The sequence below is a fragment of the Caenimonas sp. SL110 genome, from assembly GCF_001044395.1.
Taxonomy (GTDB): domain Bacteria; phylum Pseudomonadota; class Gammaproteobacteria; order Burkholderiales; family Burkholderiaceae_C; genus Ramlibacter.
The window spans coordinates 327,483-340,246 of record NZ_JANU01000013.1; the positions used below are offsets into that span (position 1 = coordinate 327,483).

Below are 12,764 nucleotides of genomic sequence, written 5' to 3' on the forward strand. Positions count from 1 at the left end.
TCCACCCGTAAACTCGCCAGATGATTCGCTGGATCATCGTCATTTTCCTGGCATTGATGCTCATCAACTGGTTCAGCCCGTTGCTGCAGCGCATGGGGTTTGGCAAGTTGCCCGGTGACTTCCGGTTCAAGCTGTTCGGGCGCGACTGGTTCATTCCGCTCACGACCACCATCCTGCTCAGTCTGGTGGCGGGCTTCATCTCCAAGGCATTCTGATGAGGGCCTGCATCGATATCGGAGGCACCAAGGTCGCCGTGAGCCTCAACCGCGGCGACGGCCTGGAACTGCATGCCAGGCGCAGTGAACCGACAGCCAAGACCGGCAACAACGATGCCCTTGCCATGCAGGTGCTTCGCATGGTCGATGAGGCTTGCGCGGAGATGGGCGTGCCGGCCCATGAGGTCAGGCAGGCAGGGGTGGCGTCATGCGGTCCCTTCGTCCTGCGAGATGGCTTGCTGGAGCTTGCCGCGCCCAACATCTGCGGCGGATTGCGCGGGCCCGAGCGCGGCTTGCCCAACACTTGGGAGACCGCGCTGCTTGAAGCGCCCCTTCGCAAGCGATTCGACGATCTGCGGGTCGAGAACGACTGCATAGGCGCGCTGGAAGCCGAGCGGCGCTGGGGCGCATTGCAGGGCTTCGATCACTGCGCCTATGTCACCTGGAGCACGGGCATCGGCATGGGCCTGTGCGTCGACGGCCATGTGCTGCGCGGCAAGAACGGCAATGCAGGCCATGCGGGTCACATGTTCGTCTCGGACAACGACGACGCACTTTGCGGCTGCGGCAATATCGGCGACGTGGAGGCGCTCGTCGCGGGCAGTGCGATTGAGCGCCGCTTCAGCCAGGACGCGGCCACGCTGCTGGGAAAGGCGCAGTCAGGCGACGTGCCATCGCAGGTCATCGTCGATGATTTGTGCCGTGTGCTCGGCCGCGCGCTCTACAACCTCACCGTCACGCTCGACCTGCAGCGGATCAGTCTGGGTGGAAGCGTGTTCAACAACAACATCGACTACCTGTTGCCGCGGTTGCAGTCACAGGTGCGCGGCAAGTTGCCCGCGCTCACCGACGGATGTGAACTGGTGGCGGCGGGGCTGTCCGATCGCGTCGGCGATTACGCGGCGCTGGCGCTGCTGGTCTGAATTTCAGGCGCAGTGGCAACGGCCGCAATCCGCGCCTTCTGGATCATCTCGCCTACCTGCGGTCCCTTGCGCCCGAGCAGTTGCGCTTGCGCTGCGACCTCGTGCGTCTGTACCGATTGCGCCGCAGCCAATGCGGCCATCAGTCGCTTGCGCTGGGGGTAGGGCGACTCCGAGAGACCGCCTCGCCCACGCGCATCGCATTCGCAGGCCAGCAAGATCGCCTCGAACCGCAGGGGCTTGCGAAACGCGTCGCAGCGCTCGAGCAGCCGCACGATGGCAGCCGCATTGAATTCGCCGCTGCGATGAATGTTGCCGTGCTCGCGCGCGACCACATCGGCCAGTTCGCGGCACTCGACCGGCACGCGCAGGCGTTCGCATACGCCTTTGAGCAGCTTCGCACTGCGGATCTCGTGGCCGATGTGCTTGGGCAGAACGTCTGCGGGCGTGGTGCCCTTGCCCAGGTCGTGGGTGAGGCAGGCAAAGCGCACCGGCAATGAGGCGGCAAGGCGCGCGCTCATGTCCAGCACCATCATGAGGTGAACACCGGTATCGACTTCAGGGTGGTATTCGGCGCGCTGCGGCACGCCCCATAGGCAATCGACTTCGGGCAGCAGCCGCACGAGTGCGCCGCAGGCGCGCAGCGTCTCGAACATGCGCGACGGAGTTGCCTCCATCAGGCCGCGCGCCATTTCCTGCCACACGCGTTCGGGCACGAGGGCATCGACCTCGCCGGCCTGCACCATCTCGCGCATCAGGGTCATCGTCTCGGGTGCAATGGTGAAGTCCGCAAATCGCGCAGACAGGCGAGCCACGCGAAGGATGCGAACCGGGTCTTCGCGAAAGGCTTCGGTGACGTGGCGAAACACGCGGCGCCTCACGTCTGCCTGTCCGTCGTACGGGTCGATCAGCGTGCCCGATTCATCCTGCGCAATCGCGTTGACCGTGAGGTCGCGCCGACCCAGGTCCTGCTCGACCGTCACATCGGGTTCCGCGTGAAAGGCAAAGCCGTGATAGCCGCGCGCCGTCTTGCGTTCGGTGCGCGCGAGTGCGTACTCTTCGCGCGTTTGCGGGTGAAGAAAGACCGGGAAGTCCTTGCCCACGGGCAGGTAGCCCAGCGAGATCATTTCCTGCGGCGAAGCACCGACGACCACCCAGTCGTGGTCACTCACCGGCAAGCCCAGCAGGGCATCCCGGACGGCGCCGCCGACCCTGTAGATTTTCATGGTCGGCAGTGTAGTGCCATGTCTTGCTTTGCCTTGCGTTTGCCGTCAGCGCGCCGTGCGATACGGTTCGTCGAAATCGACGAACTTCTTTTCAGCCAGGGCATCGTCCATCCACGCCTTCACGCCCGGCAATGCGCAGACCCTGCGGACATAGTCCGTGATGTGGCCGGGCACGGGCAATGCGTAGTTCTTGATGCGCATGCACACCGGCGCGAAGTACGCATCGGCGTTGGAGAACTCGCCAAACAGCATCGGGCCTTTGGACGCTTCAAGAAGACCGGACCACATGGTCACGATGCGCTGTACGTCGTTTCGCAAATCGGCGTGGTCGCGCCACACCAGCGCGCCGATCTGCGGCAATTGCGCCTCGATGTTCATCGGGCATTTGCCGCGTAGCGCCGAGAAGCCCGAATGCATCTCCGCGCACACGCTGCGAGCCCGGGCTCGTGCCTTCGCATCTTTCGGCCAGACATTTTTTTCCGGAAATTTCTCCGCCACGTACTCTGCGATCGACAGCGTGTCCCATACCGCGAACCCGTCATCGACCAGCACCGGCACGCGTCCGGCAGGACTGATTGCGTTGATGGTTTCCTTGAAGACCGAGTCGCGGTCGAAAGAGTCGAAATAGACCATCACCTCTTCGAACGGGATGCCTGCCTGCTTGAGCAGCACCCAGGGGCGCATGGACCAGGACGAATAGTTCTTGTTGCCGACGTAGAGCTTGAGCATGGTTTCTCCTGCAGGAAGCTCGCATGCTAACGGCGTGCCTTCCGATCATTGATGCAAAAAAAGCCGGAATTGATGCTCAGCTATCGGCAGCCGGTTCGGGGGTCTTGTGTCCGCGTCTGCCCAGCGCGCGCTGGATCGGCTTTTCCATCAGGAGGATCGACAGTGCCAGCAAGGTGCTGAGCACTGCCGTCATTTCGCGTCCCGCGCCGGCGGCAATGCCGATTGCACACGTCATCCACAGGCCCGCCGCCGTCGTGAGGCCATGCACCCGGTCGTCTTCGTCGCGCTTCATGATCGTTCCGGCGCAGAGAAATCCGACGCCGGCAATCACGCCTTGCATCACACGCGAAAGCGAGTCCATTTCCATGCCCGCCTGCATGGGCATCAGCACGAAAAGCGCAGAGCCCAGCGCGACCAGCATGTGCGTGCGAAGCCCTGCCGCCTTGCCGGACGTTTCGCGCTGGAAGCCCAGCAACGCACCCAGAATCGCAGCCAGGCTCAGGCGCAACACCAGCCGCGTCAGATCCTCGGCATCAGGAAGATCCGAGAACTCCGAAATCACGGTCGCCCAGACACGATCCCACCAGCTCATGGAATTTCGCGATTGGGCTCGGCCCGCGCCGCATCGCGCGGGCCGATGGTGCCCAGCCGCGCTTTCAGCGACTGCGGCTGGCCTGTCAGCACCGCCGCATAGAGCGTGGCGTTGGACACGACTTTCTTCACGTAGTCGCGTGTCTCGTTAAAAGGCACGTTCTCCGCCCAGATTGCTGCTTCGAGCACCGGACCGTTGCGCCAGTTGCGCGGCCGCCCAGGGCCTGCGTTGTAGGCCGCTGCGGCCAATGGCATCGAGCCCTCGAAATCATCGAGCACGATCTTGAGATAGCCCGTCCCGATCGCGATGTTGGTCTCGCGCTCGTTGAGCTGCTCGATGGTGAACGTATTCATGCCCAGGCGCCTGGCCGTCCAGCGCGCTGTCGCCGGCATCACCTGCATCAGCCCCGACGCGCCGACATGCGATCGCGCATCCATGATGAAGCGGCTTTCCTGGCGGATCAGGCCATAGACGTAGGCGGGGTCCAGGTTGATCTCGCGGGCGCGCCTGACCACCGAATCGCGAAACGGCATCGGAAAGCGCTGGTCCACGTCGAACTCGGTGCGGGTGCGCTCGCTGGTGTTGATGCAGCGGTCCCAGACCTCGCGTTCGCAGGCGAACTGCGCAGCAGCCAGCAGCTCGCGCTCGGCCATGCCGCCGGGCTTGGCCAGGTTGGTTGCGTAGTTCCACTCGCGCACACCTTCGGGGCGGATGCCCAGCTTGATCGCCATCACTGCGCGATTGAGGCTGGCGTTCAGGCGAGCTGCCTCTTTCTCTTCTGGTGCAAGCGGCGCGGGCCGTGCGGGCACGCTGATCTTTTGTCCCAGCTCTTCGAGCGCCAGCATTTCATAAAAGCCGCGCACCGATGCGATCGATTGCAAGATGCGCTGCGCCTCGGCGCGGTTGGCTTCGCTGCCCTGCGCGAGCAGTGCGCGCGCCTTCCAGTAAGCCCAGGTCGGCTCTGCCCGTGCTTCCTCGCTCATGCTGTTGACAGCGCCCAGCACCGCGGGCCACTGGGGCCGGGGCGAAGCGCGCAGCGCCGCGCGCACCTTCCACTGCAGCATGTCGTCGGTGAGGTCGCTGTCGCGCGAGACATTGGAGAAGTGCTCCATCGCATCCATCGACAAACGCTGCGCCTGCAGCTTGCCGATCACGCCCAGGATCCAGTTGCGCTCTTCGGGCGACAGCTGCGGACCCCACTTGCTGTCGAGCTGGCGCGCGGCGCCGTCGGCGTCAGAAGCTGCCAGGCGGATGAGCGCCAGCGTGATCAATTCCTTGCGTGCCTTGCGCACCGCCGTGACCTTGGTCGAGAGGAATTTCGACGGACTCGCCATCATCTCGTTAAACAGTCCCAGCGATTCGGGCGATGCAATTTCAACCGCAGCGGCTGCCGCCTTGGCGCGATTGTTCTCGACCGACAGGCGCGCCTTGCGCCAGGCGTCATCAAGGGTCATCCGCCTGCTGCCGGCTTCGCCAATCATGCGCGATGCAGCTAGCGTGCAGCCGTCATCGGCGTCGCGCGCGGCCAGCCAGTTGCGGCGCACTTCATCGGCCAGCGTCGCGGGTGCCGCAGCACCTTCACGCAGGTGTTGCACCAGCAGCGCGTAGCAGCGCACCTCGCGGTCATCGTTCATGCGGAACTTGGGGTGTTCAGCCGCGAAGGTGGTCCAGTCGCGGCGCTGGCCCAGCAGCAGCAGCCAGTCGTTGCGCAGGCGGTCTTCCTGGTAGGTGCCCGCGAAACGCGTGTGGAAGTCCTGGATCTCCTGCGCAGTCGCGGTGTCCAGGCGGGCCCGCAGTTCCCAGTAGGCGGCCCAGGGTTCGAGTGCGTGTCCGCGGGCAGCGGGTAGCAACTGGGCCAGGCGCGCACGGTCGCGTTTCTGGAAGGCCTGGTTCATTTCGAGGATGACGTCGTCACCCCGGGCCTGGGCTTGTGCGCCGGTGCACGCCAATGTAATGGCGATCAGTGTCAGAATTCTTGGCAATCTCATTGGACGATTATGGACAAGTCACAGGAAAAAAGGGCTTTACGCAAGTCGCTGCTCGAACAGCGCCTCGCCATGACCGACCGCATGGAACGCTGCGATCTCCTGCAGCGCGTCATGCGCATCTGGCTCGTCAATCGTCCCGACATCGTGATCGGTGCGTACTGGCCGATCAAGGGTGAGTTCGATCCCTTGCCTGCGTTGCACCGATGGAAGGAAGACGGCGAGCTGCTCGATGAGCCGCAGCCCCGCCGCATCGGCCTGCCGGTCGTCGACAAGCTGCATGGGACCTTGAAGTTCCACGCATGGTTCCCGGGCTGTTACATGGAAGAGGATGCCTACGGCATTCCGAAGCCAAAAGACACCGAAGTCATCGTGCCGACGTTGCTGTTCGTGCCCTGCGTCGGGTACAGCACAGGCGGGTATCGGCTGGGCTACGGCGGCGGCTTCTACGATCGCACACTGGCCACGCTGGAACCCAGGCCGTTCACGGTTGGGCTGGGCTTCACGCAAGGCTTCATCGACGACTTCGAGCCCGAACCGCACGACATGCCGCTGGACGCGATCCTGAACGACAACGGCGTGGTCTGGCCGATCTCCTGAGCGGGCGATTGATCAGTCGATGTGATCGACCGTGTCCGGATCGGGCACTTCCCCAATCGTTTCGCGCGTGGCCTTGCTCTGCAGCAGCAGCCATTCGATGAACGCCTTGATCTCGGGCCGGCTGCTGCTGCGCGGTCCCACCACGAGCCAGTACGCCATCGGTGAATCCATGCGGTGGTGGGGCAAGGGCTCGACCAGGTCGCCGTTGGCCAGCGACTCGGCAATCATCGGCAGGCGCGCCAGCACCACCCCCTGGCCCGTGAGTGCGGCTTGCACCATCTGGTAGGCGTAGTTGAAGTAAAGCCAGCGCTTGGGTTGCAGCTTGGGCAGGTTGTGCTCGTCGAACCAGCGGCGCCAGGTCAGCCATTCGAGGTGCGTGTGATGCGCATCGCCGGCCTCGATCAGCGTGAATTGGGTCAGGTCACCGGGCTTTTTGAGCGGTGCGCCCTTGAGCAGCCACGGACTGGCCACCGGCGTGAGTTGCTCGCCGAACATGCGAATGGCACTCGGCGGCATGGCAGCCATCGGCCCGTAGCGCAGGGCCATATCCACATCTGAAGTTTCAAGGTCATGCACCTGGTCGGAGGCGTCGATGCGGATGTCGATGTCGGGGTTGTCGCGCTGGAACTGCTCCAGCCGGGGGATCAGCCACATCGAGGCGAACGACGCGAAGGTGGTGAGTGCCACAGCGCGTCGTCCTGCGGTTTGCCGGATCTGCCGGACGGCCGCGTCAATGCGCGGCAGCGCCTGCGTGACGGCCAGCAGCAGGAGCGCGCCGGCGCTCGTGAGTTCGACCGCGCGCGTGTGGCGCAGGAACAGGGCCACCCCGACTTCTTCTTCGAGTGCCTGGATCTGCCGGCTCACGGCGGACTGGGTCAGCGCCATTTCCTCGGACGCCGCGCGGAAGTTCAGGTGACGTGCGACCGCCTCGAAAGCGCGCAGGTGTCCCGCCGATATCGGGCGGGTGCGAAGGTGGGTCTGGGAGTGCTGCATCGATGCCAATCTGTGTCAGTAGCGTTCTGTCGATTGATGCGTTTACGGAATCAATAGCGTAGCCGCATTTCATTGGACTGCCAAGCCGGGTTCGCCGATCATTCATTGCCAAAACCAGCCAGATCGGCGAACCCCGGAGAGAAACCATGGAGCTGCAAACCCGCCCCCAAACGCCACGATTCGCGCAACAATCCACGCAACAATCGGCCGCTGCTTCCCTGCCCGGCACCTGGAAGCTTTCGCATGGCCGCGCCATCACGCTCCAGCCGCGCGAAGCAGGCACCTTCAAGGTTGCGCACGGGCAGGTCTGGGTGACGTGGGACGGCCCTCACAACGGCGCGGGCAACCAGTCGGGCGACCATTTCGTGTCGACCGGCCAGACGCTTCGCGTGCGAGCCGGCGAGCGCCTGGTGGTCGAGTCGTCCAACTGGACGCACCGCTCACCTTCCTATTTCAGCTGGGAGCCGCTGCCTGCGCCTGTGCGCGCCACGGCGCCACGCATCAGCGCGGTGACGCAGCCGCTGGCCGACCTGCGCGTGGCCGTCTCGTTCGGTGGACGTGCACTGGCGCGACTGGCCGCAGGTGTTGCAGCGCTGGCGTGGGGCACGGTCTTTGCGCCCGCATAGATCGGCTTTCGCACCCGCATAATCGTCCGCATGGCGCGGCCCAGGTCTTCACAGCACGAACTCAAGCGAGACGAAATCCTCGACATCGCCGCGCAGTGCTTTGCCGACAAGAGCTACCCGGCCGCGAGCATGAACGACATCGCGGCTGCGAGCGGCACTTCCAAGGCGCGCCTCTATCACTACTACGAAAGCAAGGAAGCGATCCTGTTCGACCTGCTCGACCGATACACCCAGCGCCTGCTGGCGGTGATCGGGCAGGCCGAGGCCACGGCGCAGCGGCGTAACCTTGACGACCGCGCAGCCTTGCATGAACTGATCCGCAGCTTCCTGGTTGAGTACCAGACTTCGGCAACGCGGCATGTGGCGCTTCTGAGCGACACCAAGTTTCTCGGTGAGGTGCAACGCGACCTGATCCTGAACCGGCAACGCGATGTCGTATCTGCCGTCACCCGTTTCCTGCGCCGCGCTTATCCCGATCGGGTGACGCCGACAAACCAGACACCGGTGACCATGATGCTGTTCGGCATGATCAACTGGACCTTCACCTGGCTGCGCCCCGGCGGGCCGCTCAGCTATGCGGACTTTGCTGAAGAGGTGGTTGCGCTGCTCGACAAGGGCCTTGCCTGAGCGCGCCAATTCAACCATCCGTAATTGATTACGATTGGTGAAGTAACCCGAGGAATCGTTATGTCCAAAGCATTCGCCAGCCAGGCCGACCTGGCCGACAAGAAGATCACGTTCGAGCAACTCAGCGCGCATTGCTGGGCTTACACCGCCGAGGGCGACCCCAACTCGGGCGTGATCATCGGCGAGAAATTCATCATGGTGAGCGACGCCACCGCGACCCCTGCGATGGCGCAGGACCTGATCGCCCGCATCCGCGAAGTGAGCGACAAGCCGATCAAGTACGTGCTGCTGACGCACTACCACGCGGTGCGCGTGCTCGGCGCCAGTGCGTACGTCGCAGAAGGCGCGACCGAAATCATTGCCAGCCAGGGAACGCTGGACCTCATCATCGAGCGCGGCAAGGAAGACATGCAGTCGGAGATGGAGCGCTTTCCGCGTCTGTTTCGCAATGCCGAAAGCGTGCCGGGCCTCACCTGGCCGACCATGGTGATCGGTGGCGGCAATCCGGTGAAGGGCGAGGTGCCCGGCAAGCTGACGGTGGACCTCGGCGGCGTCCAGGTCCAGATCTGGCATCCAGGCCCGGGCCACACGCGCGGCGACACGATTGCATGGGTTGAAGAAGAAAAGGTTCTTTTTTCTGGCGACCTGGTCGAATACGAAGCAGGTGTCTATACCGGCGATGCGCACCTTCAAGAGTGGCCTGCCACGCTGGAAGCGCTGCGTGTGCTTCGCGCCGAAGCCATCGTCCCCGGTCGCGGCGAGGCGATGAAGGGTGCAGCCGATGTCAACAAGGCACTCGACTACACCAAGCGCTGGGTCGAGACGCTCTTTGCAGCGGCTAAAGAGGCCGCCGCCGCCAACATGGACCTGAAGTCCGCGATGGCCCACACCCGCAAGAGCATGGACCCGATCTTCGGCCATGTGTTCATCTATGAGCACTGCCTGCCATTCGACGTGAGCCGCGCCTACGACGAAGCCAAAGGCATCAAGAACCCACGCATCTGGACGGCTGATCGCGACAAGGAAATGTGGGCGGCGCTGCAGGCCTGACGCGCGGTTTTGGTGCTGTAGGCCGGCGCTGACATGCCGGTCGCACGGTCGCTGACACGCCGGCTCGATGCCGGCTCCTAAGCTCCCCGAAAAGCGCCCCAGTTTGAGGCGCTGACTCATCCAGGAGCTTTCAGATGTCCCCAAAAAACGGCAGGCCAGGCGTGCTGCAGCAGCAGCCCCGGCGCATTTCCGACGAGCAAAAGCAGCAGCAGGCGGCCAGCGGTCAATCGCCTTGGCACGGCAGTCGCCAGTTGGGCGACGGCTCTGACACTGGTTTTCGCGCTAGCGCTGCGCGTATCGCGCAATCAGGCGAGGTGCGCTGAGCCACTGGGGCTTGTTGCAGTCCATCGCCCGGGTCCTCGCCCGGATCATTGCGCGGCCAGCTCCCGAAGGTCGCGCTGCCAGGCCCTCAGACGCCGTACCGCGGACTCCCGCTGTGCGGCGTTTGTGCTGTTGTGCAGCGCGGAAAGCATGGCGCAGCTCTCGTTGATGAGGCCTTGCTCGTACGCGCGCCATGAAGCATCTGGCGAAGCCTGCAAGCGCCGCAGGTAGCCGCGAACCTGCAGCCGCGCTGCCTCCAGGTTCACCGGCTGGGTGGCTGCCCGGCGCAAGGTCTGCAGCACGTCCTGCTGCCTGCGCTTGCGCTCAGCCAGGGCGCGGACCGGATCGAAGATCGACTTGTCGATGCTCGCTCGCAGCAGCGCCTTTTGCGCATCGTCCAGCCGGCCGTAAACCATTTCGCCGCGATCGAGCATCTGCTCGTACCGCTTTTCCTTGCGGGACGCCGCGTCCTTCTGGATCCAGTCGTTTTCGTAATCCCGGTTCACGCGCTCGAACTTGCCCTGCAGATGGGTGAACTGATCGGGCGCGATGCCGATTGCAAAGGTGGTGATCGCGGGTTCGGCCCGGTCCAGCACAGCGTTGACGCGCTCGCGGATCGCCGGCACATAGGCGCAGGCCTGTGCCGGCGACATGTCCTGTGCAATCACGGGCTCCAGTGCGCGCAGGGTGTCGGCGATCACGGGCAATTCGCGCTGCCGATGCCACAGGTGCAGGCGGTCCAGGTCTTCGCGAACGCGTGTGTCCTGCACGTTGGTCAGGTCGATGTAGCTGTCGATCCACCAATACAGGATTTCATCGACATTGTTGTAGCCCAGCTTGATGGCGCTGCACGAGGCAAGCCCCATGGCGAGCACCAGCCCCCCGATAATCCGGGCAAGCCTGGACGCAAGGTTCCAGCGACAAGGAATATGCATGAGTTCGATCGATGTTGTGATCATGGCTGCGGGCAAGGGAACCCGCATGAAAAGCCGGTTGCCCAAAGTGTTGCACCGATTGGCCGGTCGTGCACTGCTGGCCCATGTGATGGACAGCGTGAAGCCGCTGGCGGCCCGGAAACTTGTCTTCATCACAGGCAATGGCGCTGATGAGGTCGAGGCGGCTGTCACCGGCTGGGCCCATGCGGCAGGACTCCAGACTGTGGCATTCGCCCGGCAGGAGCCACAGCTGGGAACGGGTCACGCGGTGCAGCAGGCCGTGCCCCAGTTGCCCGATGACGGCACCACGCTCATCCTCAACGGCGATGTTCCCTTGATCCAGCCGGGCACCTTGCAGTCGCTCGTCGATGCGTGCGACGGCAAGCACCTTGCATTGCTCACCGTGGACATGCCCGACCCCACAGGCTACGGACGAATCCTGCGCAAGGGCGAGGCGGTGCAGGCCATCGTCGAGCACAAGGATGCGAGCGCCGTGCAACGCGAGATCCACGAGGTCTACACCGGCTTCATGGCTGTGCCGAGCGCGATGCTCAAGCGCTGGTTGGGCCAGCTGACCAACGATAACGCGCAGGGTGAGTACTACCTCACCGACATCGTCGGCATGGCGGTGCACGATGGCGCGGGCGTGGTCGCGGTGAAGGCCGCAGACAAGGTCGAAGTCGATGGCGTCAACAGCCCGCTGCAACTCGCGGAACTTGAGCGCGCCTACCAGTTGCGCAAGGCGCGCGCGATGATGGAAGCGGGCGTTCGCATTGCAGACCCGGCACGCTTCGATGTGCGCGGCTCGCTCGATTGCGCGCAGGACGTGGAGATCGACGTCAATTGCATTTTCGAGGGCTCGGTCACGCTGGGCGAGGGCGTGCGGATTGGCGCGAACTGCGTGATTGCGAATGCGACGATAGGCGCGGGCACCAGGATCCATCCGTTCACGCACATCGATGGCGAGAGCGCGGGTGTGGCCATCGGCGCCGGCGCATTGATCGGCCCGTTCGCGCGACTGCGTCCCGGTGCAAACCTGGCAGCCGATGTGCACATCGGCAATTTCGTGGAGATCAAGAATGCCACGATGGGCCAAGGCTCGAAAGCCAACCACCTCGCCTACATCGGCGACTCCACTGTTGGCGAGCGCGTGAACTACGGCGCGGGTTCCATCACCGCCAATTACGACGGTGCCAACAAGCGCCAGACCGTGATCGAAGACGACGTGCACATCGGTAGCAACTGCGTGCTGGTCGCACCGGTCAGGATCGGCCGTGGCGGCACCGTGGGCGGCGGCTCGACCATCACCAAGGACACCGAACCCGGCACGCTGTCTGTGGCGCGCGGCAAGCAGGTGAGCATCAGCAACTGGAAGCGGCCGACCAAACCGCCCAAGCCGTCCTGAGTCTTTACGCGTTGCCGGGCGTGAGCTGCATGCGCGGCAAAAACTTGGCGCGGCGTACCGAGAAGAACGCCTTGACGTTGCGCACATTGGCGTCGCTGGTGAACAGCCGCTGCGTGAGCGCGAGGTAGCCCGGCATGTCGTGCGCAAACACGATCAGGATGAAATCCGGGCCGGGAGAGACGCGGTAGCACTGCTGCACCGCGTCGTCCTGGATCACCCGCGCTTCGAACGCTTCGAGTTGTTCCTGCCCCTGTCGCTCCAGCGTGATTTCGACGACCGCCTGCAGGCCGTGACCCAGCTGCGGCGCGAGCCTGTCTGCATTCAGGACGGCGATCTGGCGTTCGATGAATCCCGCATCGTGGAGGCGCTTGACGCGTCTCAGGCAGGTCGGAGGCGAGACATGGACCCGGCGTGCGAGGTCCTGGTTGGTCAGCGACGCGTCCAGCTGCAGCTGGTTCAACAGCGCGATGTCGGTACCATCCAGAACAATCGTTGATTCCGAATTATTTGACATTTTGAAATTATATTCTGCAGTAGAGC

Annotated in this window: 15 protein-coding genes; 8 read left to right on the top strand and 7 right to left on the bottom strand. The window is 64.0% G+C overall.

The genetic code is table 11. From position 1 onward, the window contains the following. Positions 1–20: 20 nt before the first annotated feature. Both AQ12_RS09790 and AQ12_RS09795 read left to right on the top strand, forming a co-directional pair. Positions 21–215, top strand: a complete 195-nt coding sequence (locus AQ12_RS09790) for a DUF2905 domain-containing protein (protein ID WP_048439668.1) — start codon at positions 21–23, stop codon at positions 213–215. Further along, the gene (locus tag AQ12_RS09795; protein WP_048439669.1) at positions 215–1,138 is read left to right on the top strand and encodes an ROK family protein; all 924 of its coding nucleotides are present in this window, start codon (positions 215–217) and stop codon (positions 1,136–1,138) included. The genes AQ12_RS09790 and AQ12_RS09795 overlap by 1 nt, the downstream gene beginning before the upstream one ends. On the opposite strand, the gene AQ12_RS09800 is transcribed toward AQ12_RS09795, so the two are convergent. The 4 genes from AQ12_RS09800 to AQ12_RS09815 form a co-directional block, all read right to left on the bottom strand. After that, a complete protein-coding gene (locus AQ12_RS09800) occupies positions 1,111–2,361 on the bottom strand; it encodes a multifunctional CCA addition/repair protein (RefSeq protein ID WP_048439670.1) in 1,251 nt (416 codons plus the stop codon). The genes AQ12_RS09795 and AQ12_RS09800 overlap by 28 nt on opposite strands. A gap of 45 nt (positions 2,362–2,406) precedes the next feature. Continuing rightward, positions 2,407–3,090, bottom strand: coding sequence for a glutathione S-transferase family protein (locus tag AQ12_RS09805; RefSeq protein WP_048439671.1), 684 nt, complete (start codon positions 3,088–3,090; stop codon positions 2,407–2,409). A gap of 76 nt (positions 3,091–3,166) precedes the next feature. Next, positions 3,167–3,682 (bottom strand): MgtC/SapB family protein, encoded by a 516-nt coding sequence (locus AQ12_RS09810; RefSeq protein WP_048439672.1) that lies wholly within the window; start codon positions 3,680–3,682, stop codon positions 3,167–3,169. Beyond that, the gene (locus tag AQ12_RS09815) at positions 3,679–5,670 is read right to left on the bottom strand and encodes a lytic transglycosylase domain-containing protein (RefSeq protein WP_048439673.1); all 1,992 of its coding nucleotides are present in this window, start codon (positions 5,668–5,670) and stop codon (positions 3,679–3,681) included. The genes AQ12_RS09810 and AQ12_RS09815 overlap by 4 nt, the downstream gene beginning before the upstream one ends. 9 nt (positions 5,671–5,679) lie before the next feature. Here AQ12_RS09815 and AQ12_RS09820 point away from each other — a divergent pair, with 9 nt between their 5' ends. Beyond that, positions 5,680–6,267, top strand: coding sequence for a 5-formyltetrahydrofolate cyclo-ligase (locus AQ12_RS09820; RefSeq protein ID WP_048439674.1), 588 nt, complete (start codon positions 5,680–5,682; stop codon positions 6,265–6,267). Between the two features lie 12 nt (positions 6,268–6,279). On the opposite strand, the gene AQ12_RS09825 is transcribed toward AQ12_RS09820, so the two are convergent. Continuing rightward, on the bottom strand, positions 6,280–7,260 hold the full coding sequence (locus tag AQ12_RS09825; RefSeq protein WP_048439675.1) for a LysR substrate-binding domain-containing protein: 981 nt from the start codon (positions 7,258–7,260) through the stop codon (positions 6,280–6,282). 146 nt (positions 7,261–7,406) lie between these two features. On the opposite strand from AQ12_RS09825, the gene AQ12_RS22085 reads away from it, so the two are divergent. From AQ12_RS22085 to AQ12_RS22740, 4 genes are all read left to right on the top strand, one after another. Next, complete coding sequence (locus tag AQ12_RS22085) at positions 7,407–7,886, top strand: DUF2917 domain-containing protein (RefSeq protein ID WP_053076651.1); 480 nt, start codon at positions 7,407–7,409, stop codon at positions 7,884–7,886. Between the two features lie 30 nt (positions 7,887–7,916). Then, positions 7,917–8,513 (top strand): TetR/AcrR family transcriptional regulator, encoded by a 597-nt coding sequence (locus AQ12_RS09835; RefSeq protein WP_048439676.1) that lies wholly within the window; start codon positions 7,917–7,919, stop codon positions 8,511–8,513. A gap of 60 nt (positions 8,514–8,573) precedes the next feature. Further along, positions 8,574–9,563 carry an MBL fold metallo-hydrolase gene (locus AQ12_RS09840; protein ID WP_048439677.1) on the top strand — a complete coding sequence of 330 codons (990 nt, stop codon included), beginning with the start codon at positions 8,574–8,576 and terminating at the stop codon, positions 9,561–9,563. Between the two features lie 134 nt (positions 9,564–9,697). Beyond that, the gene (locus tag AQ12_RS22740) at positions 9,698–9,886 is read left to right on the top strand and encodes a hypothetical protein (RefSeq protein ID WP_152682740.1); all 189 of its coding nucleotides are present in this window, start codon (positions 9,698–9,700) and stop codon (positions 9,884–9,886) included. Positions 9,887–9,931: 45 nt separating this feature from the next. Here the strand turns inward: AQ12_RS22740 and AQ12_RS09845 are convergent, their stop codons facing one another. Continuing rightward, positions 9,932–10,750: a DUF6279 family lipoprotein gene (locus AQ12_RS09845; protein WP_238587692.1), complete on the bottom strand. Its 819-nt coding sequence runs from the start codon at positions 10,748–10,750 to the stop codon at positions 9,932–9,934. A 67-nt stretch (positions 10,751–10,817) separates the two neighbouring features. On the opposite strand from AQ12_RS09845, the gene glmU reads away from it, so the two are divergent. Continuing rightward, positions 10,818–12,224: a bifunctional UDP-N-acetylglucosamine diphosphorylase/glucosamine-1-phosphate N-acetyltransferase GlmU gene (gene glmU, locus AQ12_RS09850; RefSeq protein WP_048439679.1), complete on the top strand. Its 1,407-nt coding sequence runs from the start codon at positions 10,818–10,820 to the stop codon at positions 12,222–12,224. 4 nt (positions 12,225–12,228) lie between these two features. Here glmU and AQ12_RS09855 read toward each other — a convergent pair whose 3' ends face one another. Continuing rightward, positions 12,229–12,738, bottom strand: a complete 510-nt coding sequence (locus AQ12_RS09855; RefSeq protein WP_048439680.1) for an Lrp/AsnC family transcriptional regulator — start codon at positions 12,736–12,738, stop codon at positions 12,229–12,231. Between the last annotated feature and the right edge of the window lie 26 nt (positions 12,739–12,764).

Excerpts from the sequence above, each read along its gene's own strand:
- AQ12_RS09820 (WP_048439674.1), top strand. The coding sequence starts at position 5,680 with ATGGACAAGTCACAGGAAAAAAGGGCTTTACGCAAGTCGCTGCTCGAA.
- AQ12_RS22085 (WP_053076651.1), top strand. The coding sequence starts at position 7,407 with ATGGAGCTGCAAACCCGCCCCCAAACGCCACGATTCGCGCAACAATCC.
- AQ12_RS22740 (WP_152682740.1), top strand. The coding sequence starts at position 9,698 with ATGTCCCCAAAAAACGGCAGGCCAGGCGTGCTGCAGCAGCAGCCCCGG.
- AQ12_RS09790 (WP_048439668.1), top strand. The coding sequence starts at position 21 with ATGATTCGCTGGATCATCGTCATTTTCCTGGCATTGATGCTCATCAAC.
- AQ12_RS09795 (WP_048439669.1), top strand. The coding sequence starts at position 215 with ATGAGGGCCTGCATCGATATCGGAGGCACCAAGGTCGCCGTGAGCCTC.
- AQ12_RS09810 (WP_048439672.1), bottom strand. The coding sequence starts at position 3,682 with ATGAGCTGGTGGGATCGTGTCTGGGCGACCGTGATTTCGGAGTTCTCG.
- AQ12_RS09815 (WP_048439673.1), bottom strand. The coding sequence starts at position 5,670 with ATGAGATTGCCAAGAATTCTGACACTGATCGCCATTACATTGGCGTGC.
- AQ12_RS09845 (WP_238587692.1), bottom strand. The coding sequence starts at position 10,750 with ATGGGGCTTGCCTCGTGCAGCGCCATCAAGCTGGGCTACAACAATGTC.
- AQ12_RS09805 (WP_048439671.1), bottom strand. The coding sequence starts at position 3,090 with ATGCTCAAGCTCTACGTCGGCAACAAGAACTATTCGTCCTGGTCCATG.
- AQ12_RS09855 (WP_048439680.1), bottom strand. The coding sequence starts at position 12,738 with ATGTCAAATAATTCGGAATCAACGATTGTTCTGGATGGTACCGACATC.
- AQ12_RS09825 (WP_048439675.1), bottom strand. The coding sequence starts at position 7,260 with ATGCAGCACTCCCAGACCCACCTTCGCACCCGCCCGATATCGGCGGGA.
- glmU (WP_048439679.1), top strand. The coding sequence starts at position 10,818 with ATGAGTTCGATCGATGTTGTGATCATGGCTGCGGGCAAGGGAACCCGC.
- AQ12_RS09835 (WP_048439676.1), top strand. The coding sequence starts at position 7,917 with ATGGCGCGGCCCAGGTCTTCACAGCACGAACTCAAGCGAGACGAAATC.
- AQ12_RS09800 (WP_048439670.1), bottom strand. The coding sequence starts at position 2,361 with ATGAAAATCTACAGGGTCGGCGGCGCCGTCCGGGATGCCCTGCTGGGC.
- AQ12_RS09840 (WP_048439677.1), top strand. The coding sequence starts at position 8,574 with ATGTCCAAAGCATTCGCCAGCCAGGCCGACCTGGCCGACAAGAAGATC.